We start from the raw sequence: 20812 nt of genomic DNA, 5'->3' as shown, positions 1-20812 counted from the left end.
TTAAATTATTTTGTAAAAAATATTTTGATAACTCATTTTTTAATAAATCCACACATTTTTTTTCAAATTTTTCTTCTATTTTGTTTGAAAATTCCATTAATTTTTTTACGCCTGCCATTTTGAAAAAATTATCATTTACATTTAGCATATTACTTAATGCAATATATACATCATTTAGTTCCACCAGGCTTGTCTTGTTTGTTCTTGTTAAGGTAGCTGCCTCATCTAATAAGTCTAACGCTTTATCTGGAAAACATCTGTTAAACATATATTTAGTCGATAATTCAATGATTTTCTCTAAAATATGATCACTAATTTGAACATTATGAAATTTCTCATAATCTCTTTTTACTGCTTTAAGTATTAATAACGTTTCTTCAGTGCTAGGTTCGTGAATTTCAATAACAGATAATCTTCTAATTAATGCTGCATCTTTCATCATATACTTTTCATATTCTTCTTTAGTTGTTGATCCTATGAGTTTAAAATCACTTCTAGCTAGTGCTGGTTTCAAAATATTTGAGGCGTCCATATTTCCCTCATTATCCCCTGCTCCAACAATCATGTGTATTTCATCAATAAATAAGATAACATTTTGAATTGACGAGGCCTCACTAATTACCTTAGTAAGCCTTTCTTCAAATTCGCCTCTATATTTAGTGTTTCCTAATAAAGTTCCCATATTTAAAGAAATAATTTGATAGTCTGATCCTGTTTCAAACATAGTTTTAGCAAAACTTTCGACAATTGCTGTCTTTCCAACGCCAGGTTCACCAACTAAAATTGGATTGTTTTTACTTTTACGTTTTAATATTAAATTTATTCTTTCAATTTCTTTATCTCTATTAAATGCTTTACTAAGCAAAGATTTAGAAGCTAACTCACTTAAATTTATTCCAAACTCATTTAATGTCTTAGTCTTCTCTTTCAGCATTTTTTGCTGTTCAATCATATATTGGCTTGATGGAGGTAGTAAATGTCCCTTAGATATGCGCTGTCCCTTAAAAAATTTTCTTTCTAAATCAAATCTTAATACTCCCAGTTGATTCTTTTCATTATTCAGCATTTGAGAAATCAAATGTTTTTCATTCTTTAAAATATTTATGAGTAATATCTCAGCTGTAATCTCTACTGCACCTATTAAGTCTAGATATTTTAAAGTAGTTGATAAGATATCATCTAATTCAATTGAAAATTCTGCATCTTCTTTTTGCTTTGTGGTTGGAATTGACAAAATATACTCAGAAATTATAGACTTATTCAATTCATTTTTTTGAAAATAATTCTTAAACAGATCTGTATTTTTTAAAATTATAAAAACAACATGTTTTGAATCTACATAGTTAATTTTTTCAGTTTCGAGAGATAGTTTTTTAGCATCAGAAATGATAGTTTCCATTTCTGAATCAAATTTTAAACCAATCATAATCTTCATTCCTTTTTTATGATTTGTTATAGTCCTCTTACTAGCATCGAAGTAATTAGCAATGCAATCGATGGATTTTGATACCCCATAGATTTACTAGCTTGTTGAACATGATGATAATTTTTTTTAATTGCTAATCTACTATCACCCATCGCTAGTTCTATGGAAATCAATTCTTTGATTTCATCTAATGCTTTTTTTCCAATAAATTGAAGGTCATCCGTAATTGATAAATATTCTGTTTCTCTGTGATCAATAATCTCTGTAAGTTTCATAACATCAAGCAGTTTTTCTGTAGACACTAACAATCCTAAAGCAGAATACATATAAGATTTATCAAAAGCAAATAAACTAAACATCATTTCTTCTTTATCTTTGTCTATCGCATACATCTCCAAATTTAAATCCTCATTTCTTCAAAACTGGTGTATTTCTACTCCAGTTAGTTAAATTTTCTAAAATATTTTTCACATTATATTTTTCTATACCTTCTCGCTTCGCTAATTCTTTAAAGATTCTTTCTGACGCAATTCGAGCTCCGTCAATATTCTTAGCAGCTGGTCCAAGACTTAACGCACTATGAGAACTAGCAATAAATAAATTTTTTAATCCCTCAGCTTCTAAAGTAGAATCGTTTAATACTGGGAAACCATTAAATGTATTAATTCCGTTCTTAATTTGCGGTAATTTTTTTAATTCAAAACCAATTGTACTAATGATTAGATCTGACTCTACTCTTGTTTTATTCTGTAATATAATTGTTTTATTCTTATCAATTTCTTGAATAGTTGCATTATCAAAAACTGTCAAAGCATTATCTTTCTTGTAATCATCAAAAATTCCTTTATGCTCCAACATGGCACTACCTTTATATATTCGTTTTATTTCTTCCATTCTTTTGTCTAGTGTCATCTGACTAAACTTAAGATATCCTTCATCACGCCAGTACTTATGAGGAATATCTGTACAAGCATAATTTTCTTCATTTCGAATAATCCAATTAACTTTTAAATTCCTATCTAAACATGACTTTACAATATGTGCCGAGGTATTCCCTCCACCTATAATATTGACCGTCTTTACTTTTTCATTAAGATAATTTTTAAAATTGTCTACATGTGCATTTATCGAGTGCTCTTTATACATATTTTCTTTAGGACTTTGACCCATTGCTAAAACAACGTATTTCGATTCGATTTTTTGTCCTTCACTATCAGATATAATCCATTTACCTGTTGTATTTTGTTCAATGGAATCAGCACTGAATTTAAAAGCTCTCTTATGTAAATTATGATTTATTACGACGTGCTTGACATGTTCTAAAAATATATCCAAAGAAGGAAGTGAACGCTCTCCCATTCTTGCTAACGTAAGTTGCTCTTTTTCGATATTAGTCAATTCATTGTGCTTCAACCTTGTAAAATCTGCCAAGTTAATGTCTTCATTGGGTGCGACATGATGTATAAAAGAACTTCTCATAATTTTTTGTTCAGAATTTTTAGTACGTCTAAAGAAATTTTCTGCAAAGTACTCATTTCCATCAATTAAAGTGATTCTATCTCCTTTGAATCCTAAATGCCATGCTCTTGCTGCGAGTGTAATTCCAACCATCCCAGTTCCAATAATGACTAAATCAGTTTTTGAATTCATTTCAACTTTATTTTGTAATACTGGCAACTCTTCAATGTTGTTAAAGAATGAATTTCTATCAAACTTCATAATTTCAGAGTTGATCTCGTTATTTAATACCGAATCGCAATCATTAATAAATTTCACTTTGTAGCTCCTCCTCATTCTCTGATTTTTCTGGTTTAAGTTCGGAAATAGTCAATTTAGGCACAGCTAATCTTGTATACAAAACAGCTGTTATAAATAATAGAGCAATACATATCCATAAAGCGTTTTGTGGTCCATAATATTCAGCAATAAAACTTGATATTGTAGTCGAAAGTAAAATTGTAGAACTACTAATCAGTACACCAGCACTACTAACCCTTGCTAAAAGATGATCATGAGTGCTAGCTTGTCGAGCTGTACTATATAATACGAAAATCATAGATAATGCTCCGTCATATAAAAACATTCCAAGGGTAGCTACAATGAATTCCTTAGATAATGCAACAAGTAAAACTCCTACTGCAGAAACAAAAAATAGTGTTATACTTAGGTTTTTCCAACTGTACTTTTTAACTTTATTCATAATTAACACACCAACAATATTACCTACTCCTGCACCAGAAAAAATAACTCCAATTTCAAATGCAGATAATTCATTAACTTCTTTAGTTAAGATCAGTGTAAGGAAACCTACGCCAACAGTTAAAAAATACAAAGTTACTTGAGTAAAAGTTAATAAAACTTGAATTTTGTTCGAAAAAATATATTTTATACCTAAAATCCATTCACTTTTTGAGGATATGCTTTTCGATGGTGATCTTGTATCGTTATCAACTTTACTAGCAAACATTTTAAAATTATATGTAATGAATAATACTGATAAAAACGATAATAAAAATGAGAAAGCATCAATAGACATTGTCCAAACTGCACCAAGTAGTGCAATGCTTGTACCAGCTAAAATTGGTCCTAATAAAGTACTCACCGCATCTGCCGCTTCGATTGAATTATGTACATCAACTAGTTTTTCTCTACCGAAAATACTAGGCAACATAGAGTTGAATGACACTCTAAAAAAGAGGTTAGCGATTCCAGAAACAAACATTAATATAGAGATAACTGATATTGATAACGAATCATTTAACGTAAAAATAATAATTAAAGTTGTAATTATAAACTGAATTGCATCTGAAAAAAGTAATACTTTCTTTTTATTAATTTTCTCAATTAAATTTCCTACTGGTATTGAAAAAATCATAGGACCTATATGTTGACATATAATAACTAACCCCACTTTTAATGGTGATCCTGTTTGATTTAAGATTATCCAAGGCAGGGCAATTTCAGAAAATCTATTTCCAAAAATAGTAGCTAATTGCCCAATCCAAAGTAATCTAAAATTTTTGTTACTGAATATATTTTTCATAGTTGCCCTCCTTGAATAAATGGATAAAGTAGTGAATTAAATCAATTATTTTTGTACAGCTGTTTCTTCTTTTACAAATACTTCAGGTAAAGAGAGGTAAGTAACTGGTGTGATTACTTCCATTTTAGGATAAGAATTCTTGAAATTACCGTTTCGGATCATAGTGTCAAATTCCGGTAACTCTTCTGGAATCATCCGTGAGTGTGCTGCAACGATTTCAGGCATACCAGTTTCAATTTTAGCGAACTTTAAAATTGGCTCCCCTGGACGTACCTCGCCTTTGTTTTCCACACCACCACCATGGAAAATCACACTATTAGATTCTGGAATGTATCGAGTGTAACCGTAATTACGCGAAGTTAATAATTCTGGTTGACCATCTTTCATTGGAATTGAAATTCCTTCACCTAATTGCATTTGCCAAGCAATCCAAGGATCGTTTGTAAGGTTTGTTTCCGCCTTAATCAAAGTCCATTCTCCCGCACTCGGAAGTGGAACTCGCATGATGATTTGATACTCATCTGTATCAATACTTCCAGTAACTAATACAATACGTTTTTCTACATCAATGGCTGCTGACATGTGAACATCTGTTGCTCTCATAATTTCATCCTCCTATTTTTTATCACTACTTTATCCAACTAAAGAATAGCATCTTAATACAATAATTGTTATTGATAAAATCATCCATATTAAGCTGTTTTATTTACATATTAAGTTTTAATTATGTTTATTTTTAACTTTTTAGGGATAAATAATCACCATGAAAAAATTCTGATTTTTCGAACTTTTATAATGAGCACATATTTGATAAAAAATTTGTAGTACTTTCGTTTATATCGATTTTTGTAATAATCAAGTAGAACTGATTAATATGTACTAATGCTTTTTTACAATTATAGTGTTTGGGTGGTTTTATAATGTTTTTAAACTGATTTCTTAATAGTACCTACAAATCAAATTTTAAAATTGTTTAACGTGACTTTAATCTCATCTTCTATTTATAAAGAGTTTTACTAAAATATAGAAAAGTAATACTTAGTATTTTAATTTCCATACAAATTATTAATTAATTTGAACAACCTCTTGTTTTAGTTAGGAAGGATTCTCTATGTTAGACTGAATTAATATGCGAAGGATTTGAATTAAGGCTTATGATTCAACAATAAGATTATGAGGAGCGAATAATAGCTTTTATTGATATATTAGGCTTTCGATAATATATAAAACTTAGTAGTAATCTTGAATATTATATTGAAATGAATAATGTTAGATCTTATTGAAAATTTCAAAGTAAATATTGATATTAGTAACAATTAGAATAACAAAGAAATCATATTTTTTTCTGGTTTTATCGTTACACCTTATCCATTTAATACCTTATTAGATATCTATCCTTTATTTTTAGAAGTTGTAGATACTCAACTTACAATGATAGAAAATAGGGTCTGAATGTGAGAAGTATAGTATATAGAAAATTATGTAATTACGGCAATTTAGTTTATGGACTTGCAATGATCAAGTTGATGATAGAGAAAAATATCGAAATATTATGCCTAAACTTTAATAAGTTGTTAAAGATAAATTATCGCAAAATCCTAAAACCTTTGTAAGAATGAATTACAAATGGGTTAGAAATTGATTTAATATAATAATAGAAGATATTTTAAAAATTCTGGATTTGATTATTAAATAATCTTTAAAATCCAAGATTATTTAATGTCATAATACTAACTTAAACTTTATCTTTATTTAATTTGAAGATATTAAATTTTCCTTAATCTTTATACAAAAAAGCAAATGAGGTATGTATATGTCATCTACTGAAATGAAAAATAAATCATTTCGTCTATCTGAAGAAGTCACTGAAAAAATTGGTGAACTCCTAAAAGGGCGTCAAATCACAACAAATCAATTATTTGAAGAATTTATTATTTTAGCTGAGCAAAAAGCAATCGATCCAAAACTGAGCGAAGAAGATGCTGTATTAGAAGCTTCGATCAAGCAGATTGCTCTTCTTTTTCAAGAAAGGGCAGCACGCCTTGAGAAGTTTCAATATGAAAACCAGCGGATTCAATCACGCCATCTAGAAACAGTCACTGATTTAGAATCAGAAGTGATCCTTGCAAAAGAAGTGTTAGAAGCTGAGTATGCTGAAAAATCGTCTCTTCATCAGCAAGAAATCAATGAATTACAAGATAAACTTGAAAAATTAGAAGTTGCTCTGATGCAATCAAAGGAGCAAAGAGAACGCCTTGAAGTGACGAACAAAGAAGAGATAACATCTCTGAAGCGGGAAGTCTTTCATATGGAAAGTACGATTACGAAGTTAGAAGAAGAACGTGATCAATTGTATCGACAAAATAAAACGTTGGCTGATATGGTGGACGAGTTTAAAACACGAAGTCACCGAGCGGAGCAACTAGAAGAAGAAAATCGTAAATTATTGTTAGAGCTAGCCATTGCTCAACGCGATCAAGAGTCCTTTGAACGTCGACTTCAAGAACAAGTAGAATTAGCTGTTTTACGAGAGCGGACGCAACAACATTCTAAAAACGAAAATGACTAATTTTTATACTACTCCTAATTCATCAACGGGCCGGTTTACCTGGCTTCTCTGTTTTACAGCACACAAAAAGGGATCTTATATTCTCAATGGAATGAATAATATCCCTTTTTTGTATGATTTTACTTCGTTAAATCATTGCTTAAGATTTAACGGAAGATGCATTATGACTTAATTCGTAATCCAAAAGTTTTAAATCGATTACGTTTTTCTTCTAGTTTTACTTTCATTTCTACTGAGAATGCGCTCTCCGGCGTATTATAAGCACGCCGTGCTGCCATACTCATCATTTTACCCACGTCTTCTACTTGATCTTCATGCACCTGTAACTGAGCATTTTTAACATAGTGACGGGCAGTTTCACGATCGCGTAAAGATTCGGGTGCCGTAACATGCCGACTTAAATCTAGTGCATTTTGAGCGGTCTGTTGACGATAACTCGAACTGCCTACTTGCAGACGATTCAATTCGTTTGTCAGTTCTTCTCGAAATCGTGCATTTTTTTCACCGGTCATGTGTCACCCTCCTCTCAAGTAGTTTTACTAATTATATACCCTTTTCCTGAAAAATTCGACTCAAGTCATGCACATTACAAAACGGATCGTTCCAGGTCATGTTTGATTTGTACTCTTCGACAAGCTCAAGCAGCTTACTTTTATCGCACAACTCCAACAAATCTGTACTTTCAAGGTCTTCTAAGTCTTTCTGTCTAGAAGAAAAGATTTTAGTACACGCCAAGAGTTCAATATCTGGTACATAGACTTCAATCGCTTCAAATAGACCTTCAATCTTATGTCGGAAATCATTTTCCTGAAAATCTTCCCGTGGTGGAAACTGAATAACACCTTCGACAATTTCAATTTCATACTCCTCAAGTGCAGCCTTAAGTTCTTGTGTCACTACACCTTCTGTTATTCGAATATCAATATCTCGTGTCGGACGATACGTCGTTTTCTTGTTCATCATTTCTATAAAAAGAAGTATTCCTGAGGCGCCTACAATAACGATTTCGATTTCAATGTTTTTAGAGGCACAGAATGTATCAAGTACTAATAAAGTATCAATGATACCTTCAACATCTTTGTACTGATTAGAGTAAGACATAGTTGTTCCTCCTGATCAAACGGTTTCATACGAAATGGATGATTTAGCAATCATCGTCATATATACTATTGCAGCTTTCCAAGTTTCTTCGTTTACTTTGTATTTAAATAGGCTTGAAGAGCACGTCGGATGATTTCATCTTCTGATACCTGCTCTTTTCGCGCAGCTTCTGTCAGGCCAATAAATAGCGGATCTGTTAAGTCTGGAAAGCGGATCTGTACTTTCATGGGCTTTACGGGTTTCACTTCGGCCCCAAGCGTACGTTGTTCTTGACGTTCAATTAACATCCGCTTCACTTCACGTAATTGTTCACGTGTCATCTCATATACCGTCAGTTCTCCATTTTGTGTTGGATATTTCCGTTCCTCCAGTAAAGCCAACTTTGGATCTTCTGGCCATGTCAACAATTCTGCTAATTTAGAAGCACTAAAATCAACGTCGATCACTTTCTGAAGAAGTTTCTCTCCAAAGACATTCCAGAAGGATACGTATCGACTGACTTGCGAACGTGTTTGCCCAATTTTAGTTAAGAAATCTGTCCAGCTTCCTTGCTCTGCTTTAAACTGAGCTCTTGTTTCTTCGTTATGGAATAAAGCATTTGCATGAGCTAAGATTCGGCATTTTTCAACAAAGCTAGTCGCTTGGATGGTATCAATGTGATTATAATATTGAACCAGTCCGTCGACATCTTGTGGGAGCCGTTTTGTTAAAATACGCGATAGGCCAGTTGCTGGAAGGGACTGATAGGGATTCGAGATCGCAGGTGCTGCAAATTTTTTAACAGCCTCTATTTGTTCATCACGTAAGGATTCCGTTGCACTATCATTAACGGCTGGTTCTGTTACCGTTCCTTGAAAGCTTTTGAACGTAGGCTGCCCCTTTTTACGACTTCGACTCATAAGGCACGTACCTCCTCTGCTAACTGTAAATAGGCATCGGTTGCCGGACTTTTATGATCAATGACTGGACGGGATTCACGTTGGAGAGATTGAATCTTTAAAATGTATGGGATCGTAGTGAGGACAGGAATTCCAACCTCTTGTCCTAATTCATTCAGTTCTTCTACCGTCGTCACGTCCCCTTTCGAACGGGCGCTCACCATTGTTGGAATAAAGGCGGCGATATGGATATCTGCTTTGTAGCGTTTCATTTCCTCTAATTCCTCAGGAGCAGTATAAACAGCATCCATCGAAAACTTTTGCATTTGAACCGGCATGATGATTCGATCTTGTGCGACAAGTGCGCAACGCGCATATGGATTTAACGCAGAGGTGGATCCTGGACAATCGATCAAACAGATATCAAAGAACTCTTCTAGACGAGCTAATTCTTCGCTCAAACGGTACTCATATCCTAATTGACTCGTCAGTCCTGTTGGGGATGCTGAGCGACGTGTAGGTACTAAATGAATCGTGCCGTTCTCATATTCACACGTGACAATGACGTGTTCAATCGGCACATAAAAAGGATCATGTTCTTCCATTAAACAATCAAGAAGTACTTTCCCGTCGTAATCATCTGTCAATCCAAGACCGTTTGTGGTTGAAGCCTGATCATCGGCATCGATGACGAGGACACGTAGTCCTTGTCGTGCGTACACATGGGCAAGGTTAATCGTCGTCGTCGATTTTCCAACGCCCCCCTTACGATTGTATAATGCGATTTTCTTCACTGTTCTTCCTCCCCTTCTAGCCGATCGGTATTCTGATCATTCTCCACAATGTCACGGCTGATCGTGTCTTCTATTATGTTTGAGAGGTACTCACTAATGCTGAGTCCTTTCGCACTCGCCATCATCTGAATACGTTCAGATGTTTCTGTTGGTACTCGCGCTGAGACAACCGTCGATGCCACCTCTTTCTGGCGAAAAGCACGGACTTTTACACCGGATGTACTAGAACGATTGGCACGAATCTCTCGAACTGTTGCTTGCTCAATTGGCTTACGTCCATCTTCTACAGGAAGACCATGCAGAACAAAATCTTCCGGATCCTCGACATACATCAATTCAAAGATCTTTGAAGCCGGCAAAGTACTAAGCGACTCTTCAAATGGTTGTAATGTGTCATAGGCCTTAACGTAGCGTGAGGCAAGCGAATTTGAGAAGCTGACGACATCTAAAAAGTTTCGCCATTCTTGCTTATCATGCATTTCCGATCGGGCGATCGAAAGACGTTTTCCAATTTCAAAGACTGAGATGGTTTGGACCTTGGCTAGCTCTTTAATCTCAACCGCAAGATTTTCAAGATCACGTGAGACCGGTAACTTTTGCACAACAGATCCGATATCGATCAAACCACTCCGGTAAGGATGTTGCTCTTGCGGCTTCACTTTATGAATCTGTTTATTCCGTGCCTTCATTTTGATTGCCTCCGGTCATGTGACGTGCAAGTTCTCGAAACGGTAGGGCAAGTTCTAGTCCTTCCTTTGACTTGTATTGAAGAACACTTTTTCCATTGTCTGCTGCTTTCTCAATAAAGGCAGCTCGACGAACGGCCGGAAGAACGGCAAGACTCTCCGCATGTGCTAACTGCTTCATCGCCTCTGCATATTCCCGATCCCCTTTTAGACCTAAATCGATGGCAACTGGCATAATACCCGTTAAGTCGAGAGTAGCATTATAGAACTTTTTCACCTGACGAATGGTACGAATGGTACTACCTAATTGATCGAATACCAGTTTCTTCGGCATAAAGGGTACAACTACATGATCCGCACACGACAGGACCACTTTTGACAGTTCATTGATAGAAGGCACTGAGTCCAAGATAATCCAGTCAAACTCCTCTGCAAGTGGAGCAAGCATATCTTTCAACAAGAAGATTTTGTCTTGTTCCGATATCAAATTGATAAGTCGTGCATTCCGTTCATTTGAAGGGAGAAGACTAATATTATGTTTTTCATCATCAAATAAAATCTCTTCGATAGCAAGACCTTTCGCATGGACATCATACAGTGTCATGTATTGGATGGTGTCTGATTCCTTGAGCATCAATTTGCTTAGAGAACCTTGTGGATCAAGGTCCACTAGTAACGTCCGGTAACCGAGCTCTCCTAAGGCATGTCCCATGTTTAAGGAACATGTGGTTTTGCCTGAACCGCCTTTTGATATGTAAAACGTTAATATATTCATAACTTCTCCCCTTTCCTTTTTCATCATCACATAAGAGATCATTAAAAACAATTATTTTATCGGTAATCTAACAATATTTAAATTAAAATTGTGTATACATTGTATTTTTTAGAGTATACATTTCGACGTCGAAATGTATACGGGTTTTGAATTGTAAAATCTATTCTTCTCATGATCTATCTTCTATAGAATCAACGATTCGTTGGGACCTTGCGGATCTTATAAAAATAATAGTGATACCTAACAGATTATTAGTATTTAATACATTCTAAGAGATTAAAGGAGTTAAAAAAGAATTAAAAAGAATTGGAAAAAGCAAAGGGCACAAGATACCGTTGATACCAACAATTTTGAAACAAAAGATGTATTTGAAAAGAGACAAAAGAATTAGGAGAAGTTCTTAAATGTTTGCTTTTCAAGTATTAAAAAAATGATTAAATTCAGTACTTTTTGTTTATAAGTAAAATTTACTTGATTTATATTAATTAAAATTTGTTTTTTTTCCAAAAAGGTATAGCACATTTAAGATTGAACTTTTAAGCTCTTTAAAAAGACATTTTTATCTTTTTCTCACGGCAAATGAGTAGGTTGTATCGATAAACTGCTTGTTTTCACACGATATTTCAAAAAAGAGCACAACAAATAGACCATCATGCGATGGCCGATTTTTTAGAACGCTGCTGAAGACGTTCATTGAGATATAAAATTGGCGATTCAAAGAAAAGACGGTACACGTCTGTATCTTGAAGACCTTCTCCATAGCGATGGAAGTCGTTTCGAATAGTTCGTAAGACTTCACCACAGGCCGAGAAGCCATAGGTATCGCTAAGGGACTGGAGAGAAGACACAGGTACTTCAAGTGCATCAAAATCAACGAAGTCACGCGCAATCTCTCGAAGATCAAACCATCCGATCAATGTATCGGCACGTTCAGCTTCTTTGATGCGCTTGCTATTCACTTGATCCTCAAGTTTCACGTGAAACATAAGAGGGCGAGAAACAGTATGTATGCGTTTCTTTAAAGAAAGATTTTCTTTCACAGCACTGAGGAAATCCTTCGTATTTTCAACCAGCTGCACACGGAAGAGACGTGAAAGTTGATCGAGTATGCCTTTGACGGCAAGACGATGGCCACAATAGCGTGGCAGGAACCCTTTCACTTCATCATAGGTGAGTGTGGCTTGTTTCTGAGATTGGACATGGATATCCCGTTCTACCTGAACCAAGGCACGTAGCGCAACACGCAAAATATTGACGTGTTCGATTTCCATCAGGTGACGAACCATTTCACACCAGACAGACGTATAGCCGGTTTTTGAGTGGTAGGTGCCAGCTTCCTCAAAGAGGTCACGATAGTTTGCAAGGTAGTCAATCAGCTCGATCGAGATGACCCCAGAGAAGTGGACAGAATACCGAAGCAGGCCTACCTCTTCAAAAAGGCGTAGGTTATCATGAAGGGAACGAACGGAAGTATGGGCATATTCCGCTAATACTTGGCTCTCAATAAGGGCGAGCATCCCTTTGTCGTCACAGTGAGCCAAAAGTGTGATGAGATGACGGATCCGTGATTTTGTCCATTTCAAAGCTAAAAACGGTCCTGGGATATTATAATGGTGCTTTTCATACATAAAGCCCTCTTGTCGTTTTGTCCATCGCGTGAGACCACTCATCGCAATGAGTACTTTATTGGCAATTAATACGTGACGATTCTCATGATTGAATGACATACCTACACCTCCTCTACTCTGAACTATTACACCTAGTATCCTGTTCAAAAGAACAACTGTCAAAATGTAACTACGGTACGGTAAGGAGCGACCAAACCGTAAAAAACGTTGGTGTGAAGCCGTTTTCAGAGCCGGAAAACATGTCATTTGGGTACGGTCAAAAACGACCAAAATCTGAAGAATCGCATAGTAGCACCGTATAAGTGCTTTTTAGCTATACAATTTCCAAAGACAATGAAGCAAAAATGTCATTTCAGTACGGGATTTGACGACCAAGTTGTTAAAAGCGTCATTTCAGTACGGGATTTAGCGACCAGTATAGTGAAAAATGCTGTTTCAGTACGGTATCTGGCGACCAACACACAAAAAAAGTTCCTCAAAAATTTTTATTAAAATAGTACTTTTTTTGATAAATGTTGCTTCAGTACGGGATTTGGCGACCATTTCATTTAAGATGTTGTTTCGGTACGGGACTTAGCGACCCAAACAATCAGAGTGTCGTTTCAGTACGGTCTAAAACGACCAAAAGACATTAAAATGTTGAGAAAAGTGTGAGTTTAGTACGGTACGGGCCACTTAAAAATTAAATTTGGTCGTTTTACGACAGGATTCGACATTTTTGATCAGTCATTAATTTGTAGTTACACAAACGCTTATGTGAAATATGTTAAAGACATAGTGTGATTCAATAAATTTAATAAGAACATATGTTCTTTATTGTGGAGCTAATTATTTTATCAATCATCTATTTGTATTCTGTTTATCCTCATTATTTGATATATATGTATGAGTATTAAACGACATGAAGCTCATCAGTATAGCTTTTGAAAAATACTACGGTAATTTGCTCTTTCAAAGCGGATCCTCTAACAATTACTTTCACATAAGTGCTCAAAAGATTAGGGTATTGAAATTTTACTATTTTACTGAAGAATAATTACATTTAAAATAGACTTGAAAAAGATTGCAGCACATTTAAGTCGGCATTAAGGAAAAAGCAACAAGAAGAGCGTACGAGACAAAAGTGAACTGCCCCATAAAAGTTGGACATAAAAATCCAACTTTTATGGGGTGTTTTTTATGGCCAAATATACAAAGGCATTTAAGATCAAGGTCGCTGAACGTTACCTAGCGGGATGAGATGGATACAGGAGCTTGGCGAAAGAATTCGGGATCACACATGAACGGATCCATGTGTGGTCACGTCTCTATGAGCGTTGGGGAGAGACGATCTTCGATCGTTCCTATACAACCCACTCACCGGCATTTAAACTGGAAGTATTAAACGACATGGCGACTAACAGGCTGTCCGACTTAGAGGCGGCCGTTAAATACCGAATCTCTTCCCCGGGGATGATCTCAAGATGGCGATCGACGTATGAACGGGAAGGGGCTGAGGGCCTGGTCGCCAGATCGAAAGGACGTGCCCCGATGGCGAGACACAAGAAGAAGGATCCTGAAGAGATGACGGAGATCGAGAAGCTCAAGGAACGGGTCGAGTACCTCGAGATGGAGAACGCTGCGTTAAAAAAATTGAGAGCCTTGGTTCAAGAAGAGAATACGCGACGAACCGGATCAAGGCGCAAGTGATCGACGAGTTGCGGTCGATCTATCCCGTTCCGGGACTCCTCCGCGTGCTCGGTATGGCCCGGAGCGTCTATTACTATTGGCGGACGCGCCTGACGGGCGAGGATAAATATGCGGAGGTGAAGGCGGCTATCCATTTCCTCTTCCACGAACACGAGGGGCGATGTGGCTATCGTCGCATCCACGCACTTCTCGAACGCCAGGGCTTCCGGCACGATCCGAAGACCGTGCGCCGTCTCATGAACGATCTCGGTCTCAAGTGTCTTGTCCGCATGAAGCGATACCGCTCCTATAAGGGACGGGTCGGAGAGGTCGCGCCAAACCTTCTCCAACGGGACTTCATGGCCACCGGCCTGAACCAGAAATGGGTGACTGACGTCACTGAGTTCCACCTCTTCGGGGAGAAGCTTTATCTCTCGCTAATGATGGACTTAGGAAACCGTGAGATCATTGCCTATACCATGTCGGACCGCCCGACATACGGGTTCGTCGGCGAAATGTTGGATCAGGTAATCAGTAAGCTCGACGGCGAAGCCCGACCGATCATCCATTCCGACCAAGGTTGGCACTATCAGTATCGAGCGTTCATCGGTACGCTTCACGAGCACGGCATCACACAAAGTATGTCCCGTAAGGGAAACTGTCTCGACAACGCAGCCATCGAGAGCTTCTTCGCCGTGCTCAAGTCAGAGCTCCTGTATCTCAAGGAATTCAATGACATGGACCACTTCAAATGTGAGCTCGAGCGTTATATCGAGTACTATAACCATCGTCGCATCAAGAGACGACTAAAAAACCTGAGCCCGGTAGAATACCGCACTCAGGTCCTCAAGGTCGCCTGACAAACTATTTAATGTCTAACTTTTTTGGTTCAGTTCAAAGTCTCGTACGCTCTTCTTCATTGTTCGTATATTTGCCTTGTAAGACACTTTTAATTTTAACTAACACATGCTTAAAGTAAAAGTGCATTACTCCGATCATGGTGTTCCCAACGTTCCAATGGATGGAAGTACAAGAAGTAGTAATCTCCAGATCGATGCCAGTCTCGGATTATGAAATCAAGTTCTTTAATGCGATCCAAGTTTGTTTCAAGCTCTTTCAAGTTCTCTGCCTTCCGACTTTTATTAAATCGGATAGAATGTGTGAACTGACGCCAGTGGCGTTTTGCTGGCATTTCTTCATTCAATTGGTAAGAACTTAACCGTTCTTTTTGAAGAACAAAGGATAAATGATAAGCGAAAGTTCCCTTTAATCGCTCAATTTGTTCCCCGTAGATACTAATGATCTGTTGTTTCAATAAATCATCATAAACTTCTTCAGAAACAGTGACAGTGATTTGAGTATCCCGTTTAATAGAAGAAGCTCCGCTAATTTTGACAGAAGAGAAGAGACCAAAAATTGAAAGATCGCCTTCTTCACTTCTAACTGCAACACGATAATAACCGAGCTTTACAAGACGTTGTGTTGTAAGAGTGTAGCTCTTACCACTATCGTTTCCATAAATCTTTTTGACGAGTTTCGAAATCGGAAAAACAATTTTCCGACTGGTCTGGAAGGTTACATCTCGATAAGACAGAATCTCATTAAGTGCTTCAAAATCGCGTGCGTCAAGATCTGGTACATTTCCTTCGAGCTCTGCAATGAATTCGTTACTTACAAGAACAGATAAATTAGTCGGTACACCTTGTTTATATTTAGGGACAACAGCGGAATAGTCATGTAGATCGAGGGATAAATCACTCAACATGCCTTCACCCTGATTGAATTTTTCTGTCGAATTCCTCATACGATCAGCGATTCCGAAAAATGGTACAGTAATTGAAGTCGAAGTAGCAACATGTGCTTTCGGCTGTGCTCTTTGTAATTCCTTCGCAACCTCTCCAATGACCATTAGAATATCTGTCCGCATCGTCGTCGTTTGTTGATTTTTCGTTTTTTGTCCCCAATGCGGGTAGGTATGAATCAGCAAGTTATTATTCTCAGCCCATTCTTCAAGCTCTTGTATATGTTCCTGCATTAATTTCTCAACACTATCAGCAGAGAACTTTCGCTGAAACCCTTCCTTACCTGCAATGTCCCAGTATTCAAGATACATCTTATGAAGACCACGTAATTCTTTCATCGGCCCTTTATTTTCAAGATAGTTTTTAACAGCTGCACGTACCCAGCGCCGTTTCAATTTCTTAAATGAATAATAACGAAGTTTTGTATAAACATCTTCTTCATTTTGAAATTCATAATACTCTTCATAGAGTTGATTTACATAGGCTTCGACATCGATGATATCGATGGAGATCAGTTGTTCTGTAACATCGTTCTCTAGCAAGGTCTTCGCTGCTTGAGATACAACAAGTTGTCTATGTTGGACGGATGAGGTAGAGTCCATAATGCATCGCCCCCTTAATTCAATACAACAAGCATAGCATGTATTGCTAAATGTGAGGAGATTTGATAAAAGTGTGCGCCGGCGCATACTTTTTGAAAAATAAATCGGTCTATATGTATCTTGCATCATTTAAACTTCAGACCGTTTGACTGTTATCAATCATGATGACTTGTCCCGTTATGGACGGTTGTGTCAATTGGAATAGGATAGCATCCGCGATCTCCTCCGGTGTGGAGACTCTCTCCAATGGAAGGTTACCCGCAAAACCATTCATCTGTTCCTCATTCTCAGCCCATCAACTCGTGGCTTTGTAAGGGATTGAAGAAGCGAACGTCGCTCACTCCCGTTACGCTCCCGAGATTGACGAATGCACGTGCGGATTGTTTTTTCATGTATAGGAAGACCTCTTTTACACAATGGAACATGCCCTTCACGTTAACTACAAATAGAGAATCCCATACCTCTTCCTTCACTTCATTCAGTTTGCTCATAGGAATCTGAGATGTAATGCTTGTATTGTTCATCAAAAAATCAATCCTTCCAAGCATAGAGGTGGTATAGGTGACCATATCCAGAACTCACACTCTTTTAAGACATCGGCTCGATTAGGCAATGCTACACCACAATTTGTTAACAATCTTTTCTACGATCTCAAGTGCCCCTTATTCAGACTGACTATAATTGACTATAACATTTTATCATTCAGCGGCTAACCGGAGCTTTATCGTGCGGCCTATGCCGGATTCAGCTCCTGTCACGTTGGTTACTTTATCCTTTAAAATTATCGAAAATTTTCCTCTCTTCTTTTATGTGATTGATTTCGTTATCTTTCTATTTGAGCGGGGAGTACAATTCTTGATAATGACCGGGGTATCAATGCGAGGGATGTCTAAAAAGGAAGATAGCATTGGATACTCAGAATTTATTTATTTTCAAGCATGTAGCAGATTACATTCGGTATTAAGAGTAGCTGAGAAGTTGGGTTATTTTCAATCAAACGTTAGTCAGCACATGAAGATTCTTGAGAACGATCTAGGCAACCGTCTAATACATAGTAATTGTGGAATAAGAATGGCGGAAAAGGGGATTAAGGTGTTAGATTATGTTGAGGACATCCTGAAGCTAATGTAGAATGCGTATTTCGCAATTCAATTACTAAAAGAAATGGAGAGAAGAATTGACCATTAATGTAACACAGATAATATAAGCAGTTATGCTTCCAAGAATCTTTTTACTCTTCACGGAAGAGAACAATGAAATTGGTATGTCGGTGAAAAAATAGGACAAGTAGCGGTTACAAGAGATGCTTTTCTATTGTGAAATTGATGTAGTGTTCGTCAACGGATTATTCGACGAAGAACGCTTTGAGTCTGTACATAGTTTTTTGAAGATGTAGTCTTCTTGTCCCACCAAGATGTAAGATTAGGAGAAGATAGATGCCCGACACTCATCGTCAATAGTGACACCACGTGTACGTACCGGACCCGATCCGAACGATTGAAGTCGCGAAGGAAATGGGATATTCGGATTCTAAAATAATGGAGTTCGATACACTCGATTCTATGCTAAATGCCATAGAGTCAGGGAGGGGGATGAGTGTTGTACGAAAGCAGATTCTAGATAATCGAAAAGCGGTACAAGGAATAAATCGAACAGAGTTACTTTCGCCGGTCCGGATAGAATTCATAGTTAGTCTGAATAGGAAAAGTACCAAGGGTCTTTCTAAATTTATCCTCTTTTTGAAGTCATTATCCCTGTACATATGAATTCAAAGTATGACCATGTAAATTGTACGACAATCCAGATTTGAATTTCGAAACTAAACATATAATAGGATGAGTGTCTCATGAAAGTAAAAGGTGAAATAATAAAAGTATGCGTCGGCGCATACTTTTATTATTTCACCTACCATAATTTATGTAAAAAATAAATTTATCCCGAGGGATTATTAATGCTTTAATCTACGAGTAAAAATAAGCTATCAATCATCAATGAGTCATATTTCGTTTTCATAAATCGACTGAAAGGATTAGATTAGGGATCTTCGTCACGACGTTTCTTAAAATATGACGAGATATGTTTGAAACTGGGTAGGTCTGAACCAGAAAAAACTCAATGGAAATGATGTTTCACGTGAAACGAAAGAACACGTACTGTAAAAACACCTTGTAAGGAGACGATTTGATCGTTTCAAAAACAGAGATGGTTAATGGAACATGTATAGAATGATAATCCGATTAGTCACTCAAGACATGGTTCGCGGACATCCATGATTTATCCTGGATCATGTAAGAAAAAAAAGTGTGCGCTGGCGCACACTTTTTTTAGAACGGGTAAGGCGAAACACTTTAATAGAGATTGAACGGTCGAGATTTGATCCCAGACCTTTTCAATGAAGACCGAGTGCTTGATATCTTCTACGGCTTAATTCATCATATATTACCATCTAATCATTTTTGAAATGTTTACGTAAAATAAAGTTGAATATGAAAAAAGGATTCATGTATGAAGTTCACGAAACGTGAAAGAGGTCTGACAAAGACATTAGTTCCAATCACAAGCATTCCCATCATTATCACGATCTAAGTCATGGGATCATATACAGTGCCTTCAGTAGCTAGATAAAAATCTTGAGCAGCTTGCGCACTTGAAAAGTCACCACAATCACGGTCTGCACCGTACAGATCGTATTCCAGATCAGTTGCTACCTCTGTTTCTGCTTCGTCTACGTAATACTCATCAGGAATATTCTCTGCTTCATCCATCATCGTTTCAATGTTCGCCAAAGCCGATTCGAGTTCATCTACTTTCTCTTCAGCAGCTATCCGATTTATTTCTTTTTTCTCTTAAGTCATCCTCAAGTGCAGATCGCTTGTCTGCTTTTTCTTGATAGCTTTCGACCATTTGTAAACATAACTTCTGTTCTCGCGCTAGTTCTTCTTTTTAATTCTTTGTTTCTCGTTGCTCTTCTTTTAGTTTAAGTTGCGTGTCTTTAAAAGACGTTTTCAACTCTTTCGATTCTTCCTTTGATGCTTCCAATCTTTCGGTCTCTTGAGGGGAAGATCTCGCTTCATTTGTTGCTTTCACCATGTATAGAGATATCGTAAAAGCAATAAATACGCCTATCTAAACGACAGAAACTAGATACTTTATTCGATTTTGAAGTTTTGGCTTGAAGTAAAAGTAAGGATTTAGAACCAAGACGAATAGGCCAATGACATCCCAGAAGGTTATGGTGAAGAGTAGAAGATAATTGATAGCAATCATGACGAGTAAAATCCCCTTTGCAGATATTCATAAGCTCACCTCCTGTATGAAAATATTTATAAAAAACACTGGATATAGTAAAATTTCTCCTGATCTTTAAAAGATATTGTCTAAAAGAAATTTTATTTATTCTAACAGTAATTATGTCTCTGTTCGAATGAAAGAGTATAAATCACTAATTTATATAATCAATAAAATAAGGATGTATAATTGCTTAGAAATGCCAGAATGATAGATAGTTACTCTAGATTTATCAATGAATGAATTAACAAGCAACTCGGAGGAAAATTTTACTGCTTCTTATGATAATTGTTCTTTGGTCTCCTATAGATCTGTTTCAAAAAAGTAAAGTAATTGAACGGAGCGCGTATGATTTTGAGACGGATAAGGTGAAGATTAAAGATAAAACGAAAAGAAGAATAGATTAGTGGGGGATTTAATAATCACGGATTAAACGATGGATGGTTATATAAAAATCAAGTAGTTGCAAATAAAAAATCACTATTTGTAATAGATAATTTGTTTCTGATAAAGTGAAAATTTTTCTAGTATTATATAAAGACTTTATTCTCG

General features: G+C 36.6%; 19 protein-coding genes. 4 read left to right on the top strand and 15 right to left on the bottom strand.

Annotated elements, in window-relative coordinates:
* From D3D03_RS16335 to D3D03_RS16315, 5 genes are all read right to left on the bottom strand, one after another.
* Nucleotides 1-1426: AAA family ATPase (locus tag D3D03_RS16335; protein WP_158583717.1), on the bottom strand; the 1426-nt coding region annotated here is incomplete at its 3' end.
* 26 nt (nucleotides 1427-1452) lie between these two features.
* On the bottom strand, nucleotides 1453-1824 hold the full coding sequence (locus D3D03_RS16330) for a hypothetical protein (RefSeq protein ID WP_119924154.1): 372 nt from the start codon (nucleotides 1822-1824) through the stop codon (nucleotides 1453-1455).
* A gap of 10 nt (nucleotides 1825-1834) precedes the next feature.
* Complete coding sequence (locus D3D03_RS16325) at nucleotides 1835-3202, bottom strand: FAD-dependent oxidoreductase (protein WP_158583716.1); 1368 nt, start codon at nucleotides 3200-3202, stop codon at nucleotides 1835-1837.
* Complete coding sequence (locus D3D03_RS16320) at nucleotides 3189-4469, bottom strand: MFS transporter (RefSeq protein ID WP_119924152.1); 1281 nt, start codon at nucleotides 4467-4469, stop codon at nucleotides 3189-3191. Before D3D03_RS16320 ends, D3D03_RS16325 begins: the two co-directional genes overlap by 14 nt.
* Before the next feature lie 45 nt (nucleotides 4470-4514).
* Nucleotides 4515-5072, bottom strand: a complete 558-nt coding sequence (locus D3D03_RS16315; RefSeq protein WP_051524742.1) for a DUF6423 family protein — start codon at nucleotides 5070-5072, stop codon at nucleotides 4515-4517.
* Nucleotides 5073-6282: 1210 nt separating this feature from the next.
* Here D3D03_RS16315 and D3D03_RS16310 point away from each other — a divergent pair.
* Complete coding sequence (locus D3D03_RS16310) at nucleotides 6283-7038, top strand: coiled-coil domain-containing protein (RefSeq protein ID WP_119924151.1); 756 nt, start codon at nucleotides 6283-6285, stop codon at nucleotides 7036-7038.
* Between the two features lie 161 nt (nucleotides 7039-7199).
* Here the strand turns inward: D3D03_RS16310 and D3D03_RS16305 are convergent, their stop codons facing one another.
* The 7 genes from D3D03_RS16305 to D3D03_RS16275 all read right to left on the bottom strand — a co-directional run bounded on the left by D3D03_RS16305 (nucleotide 7200) and on the right by D3D03_RS16275 (nucleotide 12999).
* Nucleotides 7200-7550 (bottom strand): hypothetical protein, encoded by a 351-nt coding sequence (locus D3D03_RS16305; RefSeq protein WP_119924150.1) that lies wholly within the window; start codon nucleotides 7548-7550, stop codon nucleotides 7200-7202.
* Between the two features lie 31 nt (nucleotides 7551-7581).
* Nucleotides 7582-8139, bottom strand: a complete 558-nt coding sequence (locus D3D03_RS16300; protein ID WP_119924149.1) for a DUF6036 family nucleotidyltransferase — start codon at nucleotides 8137-8139, stop codon at nucleotides 7582-7584.
* Nucleotides 8140-8231: 92 nt separating this feature from the next.
* Nucleotides 8232-9038: a hypothetical protein gene (locus D3D03_RS16295; protein ID WP_119924148.1), complete on the bottom strand. Its 807-nt coding sequence runs from the start codon at nucleotides 9036-9038 to the stop codon at nucleotides 8232-8234.
* Nucleotides 9035-9811 carry a ParA family protein gene (locus D3D03_RS16290; RefSeq protein ID WP_119924147.1) on the bottom strand — a complete coding sequence of 259 codons (777 nt, stop codon included), beginning with the start codon at nucleotides 9809-9811 and terminating at the stop codon, nucleotides 9035-9037. Before D3D03_RS16290 ends, D3D03_RS16295 begins: the two co-directional genes overlap by 4 nt.
* Nucleotides 9808-10500, bottom strand: coding sequence for a DUF3102 domain-containing protein (locus D3D03_RS16285; RefSeq protein WP_119924146.1), 693 nt, complete (start codon nucleotides 10498-10500; stop codon nucleotides 9808-9810). The genes D3D03_RS16290 and D3D03_RS16285 overlap by 4 nt, the downstream gene beginning before the upstream one ends.
* Nucleotides 10484-11272, bottom strand: a complete 789-nt coding sequence (locus D3D03_RS16280; protein WP_158583715.1) for a ParA family protein — start codon at nucleotides 11270-11272, stop codon at nucleotides 10484-10486. The genes D3D03_RS16285 and D3D03_RS16280 overlap by 17 nt, the downstream gene beginning before the upstream one ends.
* 650 nt (nucleotides 11273-11922) lie before the next feature.
* The gene (locus D3D03_RS16275; protein ID WP_119924144.1) at nucleotides 11923-12999 is read right to left on the bottom strand and encodes a hypothetical protein; all 1077 of its coding nucleotides are present in this window, start codon (nucleotides 12997-12999) and stop codon (nucleotides 11923-11925) included.
* A gap of 1155 nt (nucleotides 13000-14154) precedes the next feature.
* Between D3D03_RS16275 and D3D03_RS17045 the strand changes: the two genes are divergently transcribed.
* Nucleotides 14155-14589, top strand: a complete 435-nt coding sequence (locus D3D03_RS17045; protein ID WP_483297336.1) for a helix-turn-helix domain-containing protein — start codon at nucleotides 14155-14157, stop codon at nucleotides 14587-14589.
* Nucleotides 14590-14597: 8 nt separating this feature from the next.
* Nucleotides 14598-15428 carry an IS3 family transposase gene (locus D3D03_RS17040; protein WP_483297335.1) on the top strand — a complete coding sequence of 277 codons (831 nt, stop codon included), beginning with the start codon at nucleotides 14598-14600 and terminating at the stop codon, nucleotides 15426-15428.
* A gap of 110 nt (nucleotides 15429-15538) precedes the next feature.
* On the opposite strand, the gene D3D03_RS16265 is transcribed toward D3D03_RS17040, so the two are convergent.
* Together D3D03_RS16265 and D3D03_RS17015 are read right to left on the bottom strand one after the other, a co-directional pair.
* Entirely contained in the window at nucleotides 15539-16972 is a 1434-nt protein-coding gene (locus D3D03_RS16265; RefSeq protein ID WP_119924143.1) for a hypothetical protein, read from the bottom strand.
* 287 nt (nucleotides 16973-17259) lie between these two features.
* Nucleotides 17260-17496 carry an SDR family NAD(P)-dependent oxidoreductase gene (locus D3D03_RS17015; RefSeq protein ID WP_369877697.1) on the bottom strand — a complete coding sequence of 79 codons (237 nt, stop codon included), beginning with the start codon at nucleotides 17494-17496 and terminating at the stop codon, nucleotides 17260-17262.
* A 211-nt stretch (nucleotides 17497-17707) separates the two neighbouring features.
* Between D3D03_RS17015 and D3D03_RS17010 the strand changes: the two genes are divergently transcribed.
* Complete coding sequence (locus tag D3D03_RS17010) at nucleotides 17708-18103, top strand: helix-turn-helix domain-containing protein (protein WP_119924142.1); 396 nt, start codon at nucleotides 17708-17710, stop codon at nucleotides 18101-18103.
* 1451 nt (nucleotides 18104-19554) lie between these two features.
* On the opposite strand, the gene D3D03_RS16245 is transcribed toward D3D03_RS17010, so the two are convergent.
* Nucleotides 19555-19740, bottom strand: coding sequence for a hypothetical protein (locus D3D03_RS16245; RefSeq protein WP_147367743.1), 186 nt, complete (start codon nucleotides 19738-19740; stop codon nucleotides 19555-19557).
* Between the last annotated feature and the right edge of the window lie 1072 nt (nucleotides 19741-20812).

It is taken from the genome of Exiguobacterium sp. RIT452 (genome assembly GCF_003598705.1).
Lineage (GTDB): Bacteria > Bacillota > Bacilli > Exiguobacteriales > Exiguobacteriaceae > Exiguobacterium_A > Exiguobacterium_A undae.
The sequence above is the reverse complement of the archived record's forward strand: the minus strand, read 5'-3'. Positions and strand labels throughout refer to the sequence as shown.

Coding starts and splice junctions, on each gene's coding strand:
- D3D03_RS16320 (WP_119924152.1), bottom strand. CDS start 4,469: ATGAAAAATATATTCAGTAACAAAAATTTTAGATTACTTTGGATTGGG.
- D3D03_RS16315 (WP_051524742.1), bottom strand. CDS start 5,072: ATGAGAGCAACAGATGTTCACATGTCAGCAGCCATTGATGTAGAAAAA.
- D3D03_RS16310 (WP_119924151.1), top strand. CDS start 6,283: ATGTCATCTACTGAAATGAAAAATAAATCATTTCGTCTATCTGAAGAA.
- D3D03_RS16305 (WP_119924150.1), bottom strand. CDS start 7,550: ATGACCGGTGAAAAAAATGCACGATTTCGAGAAGAACTGACAAACGAA.
- D3D03_RS16300 (WP_119924149.1), bottom strand. CDS start 8,139: ATGTCTTACTCTAATCAGTACAAAGATGTTGAAGGTATCATTGATACT.
- D3D03_RS16295 (WP_119924148.1), bottom strand. CDS start 9,038: ATGAGTCGAAGTCGTAAAAAGGGGCAGCCTACGTTCAAAAGCTTTCAA.
- D3D03_RS16285 (WP_119924146.1), bottom strand. CDS start 10,500: ATGAAGGCACGGAATAAACAGATTCATAAAGTGAAGCCGCAAGAGCAA.
- D3D03_RS16280 (WP_158583715.1), bottom strand. CDS start 11,272: ATGAATATATTAACGTTTTACATATCAAAAGGCGGTTCAGGCAAAACC.
- D3D03_RS16275 (WP_119924144.1), bottom strand. CDS start 12,999: ATGTCATTCAATCATGAGAATCGTCACGTATTAATTGCCAATAAAGTA.
- D3D03_RS16265 (WP_119924143.1), bottom strand. CDS start 16,972: ATGGACTCTACCTCATCCGTCCAACATAGACAACTTGTTGTATCTCAA.
- D3D03_RS17015 (WP_369877697.1), bottom strand. CDS start 17,496: ATGAACAATACAAGCATTACATCTCAGATTCCTATGAGCAAACTGAAT.
- D3D03_RS17010 (WP_119924142.1), top strand. CDS start 17,708: ATGCCGGATTCAGCTCCTGTCACGTTGGTTACTTTATCCTTTAAAATT.
- D3D03_RS16245 (WP_147367743.1), bottom strand. CDS start 19,740: ATGATGGATGAAGCAGAGAATATTCCTGATGAGTATTACGTAGACGAA.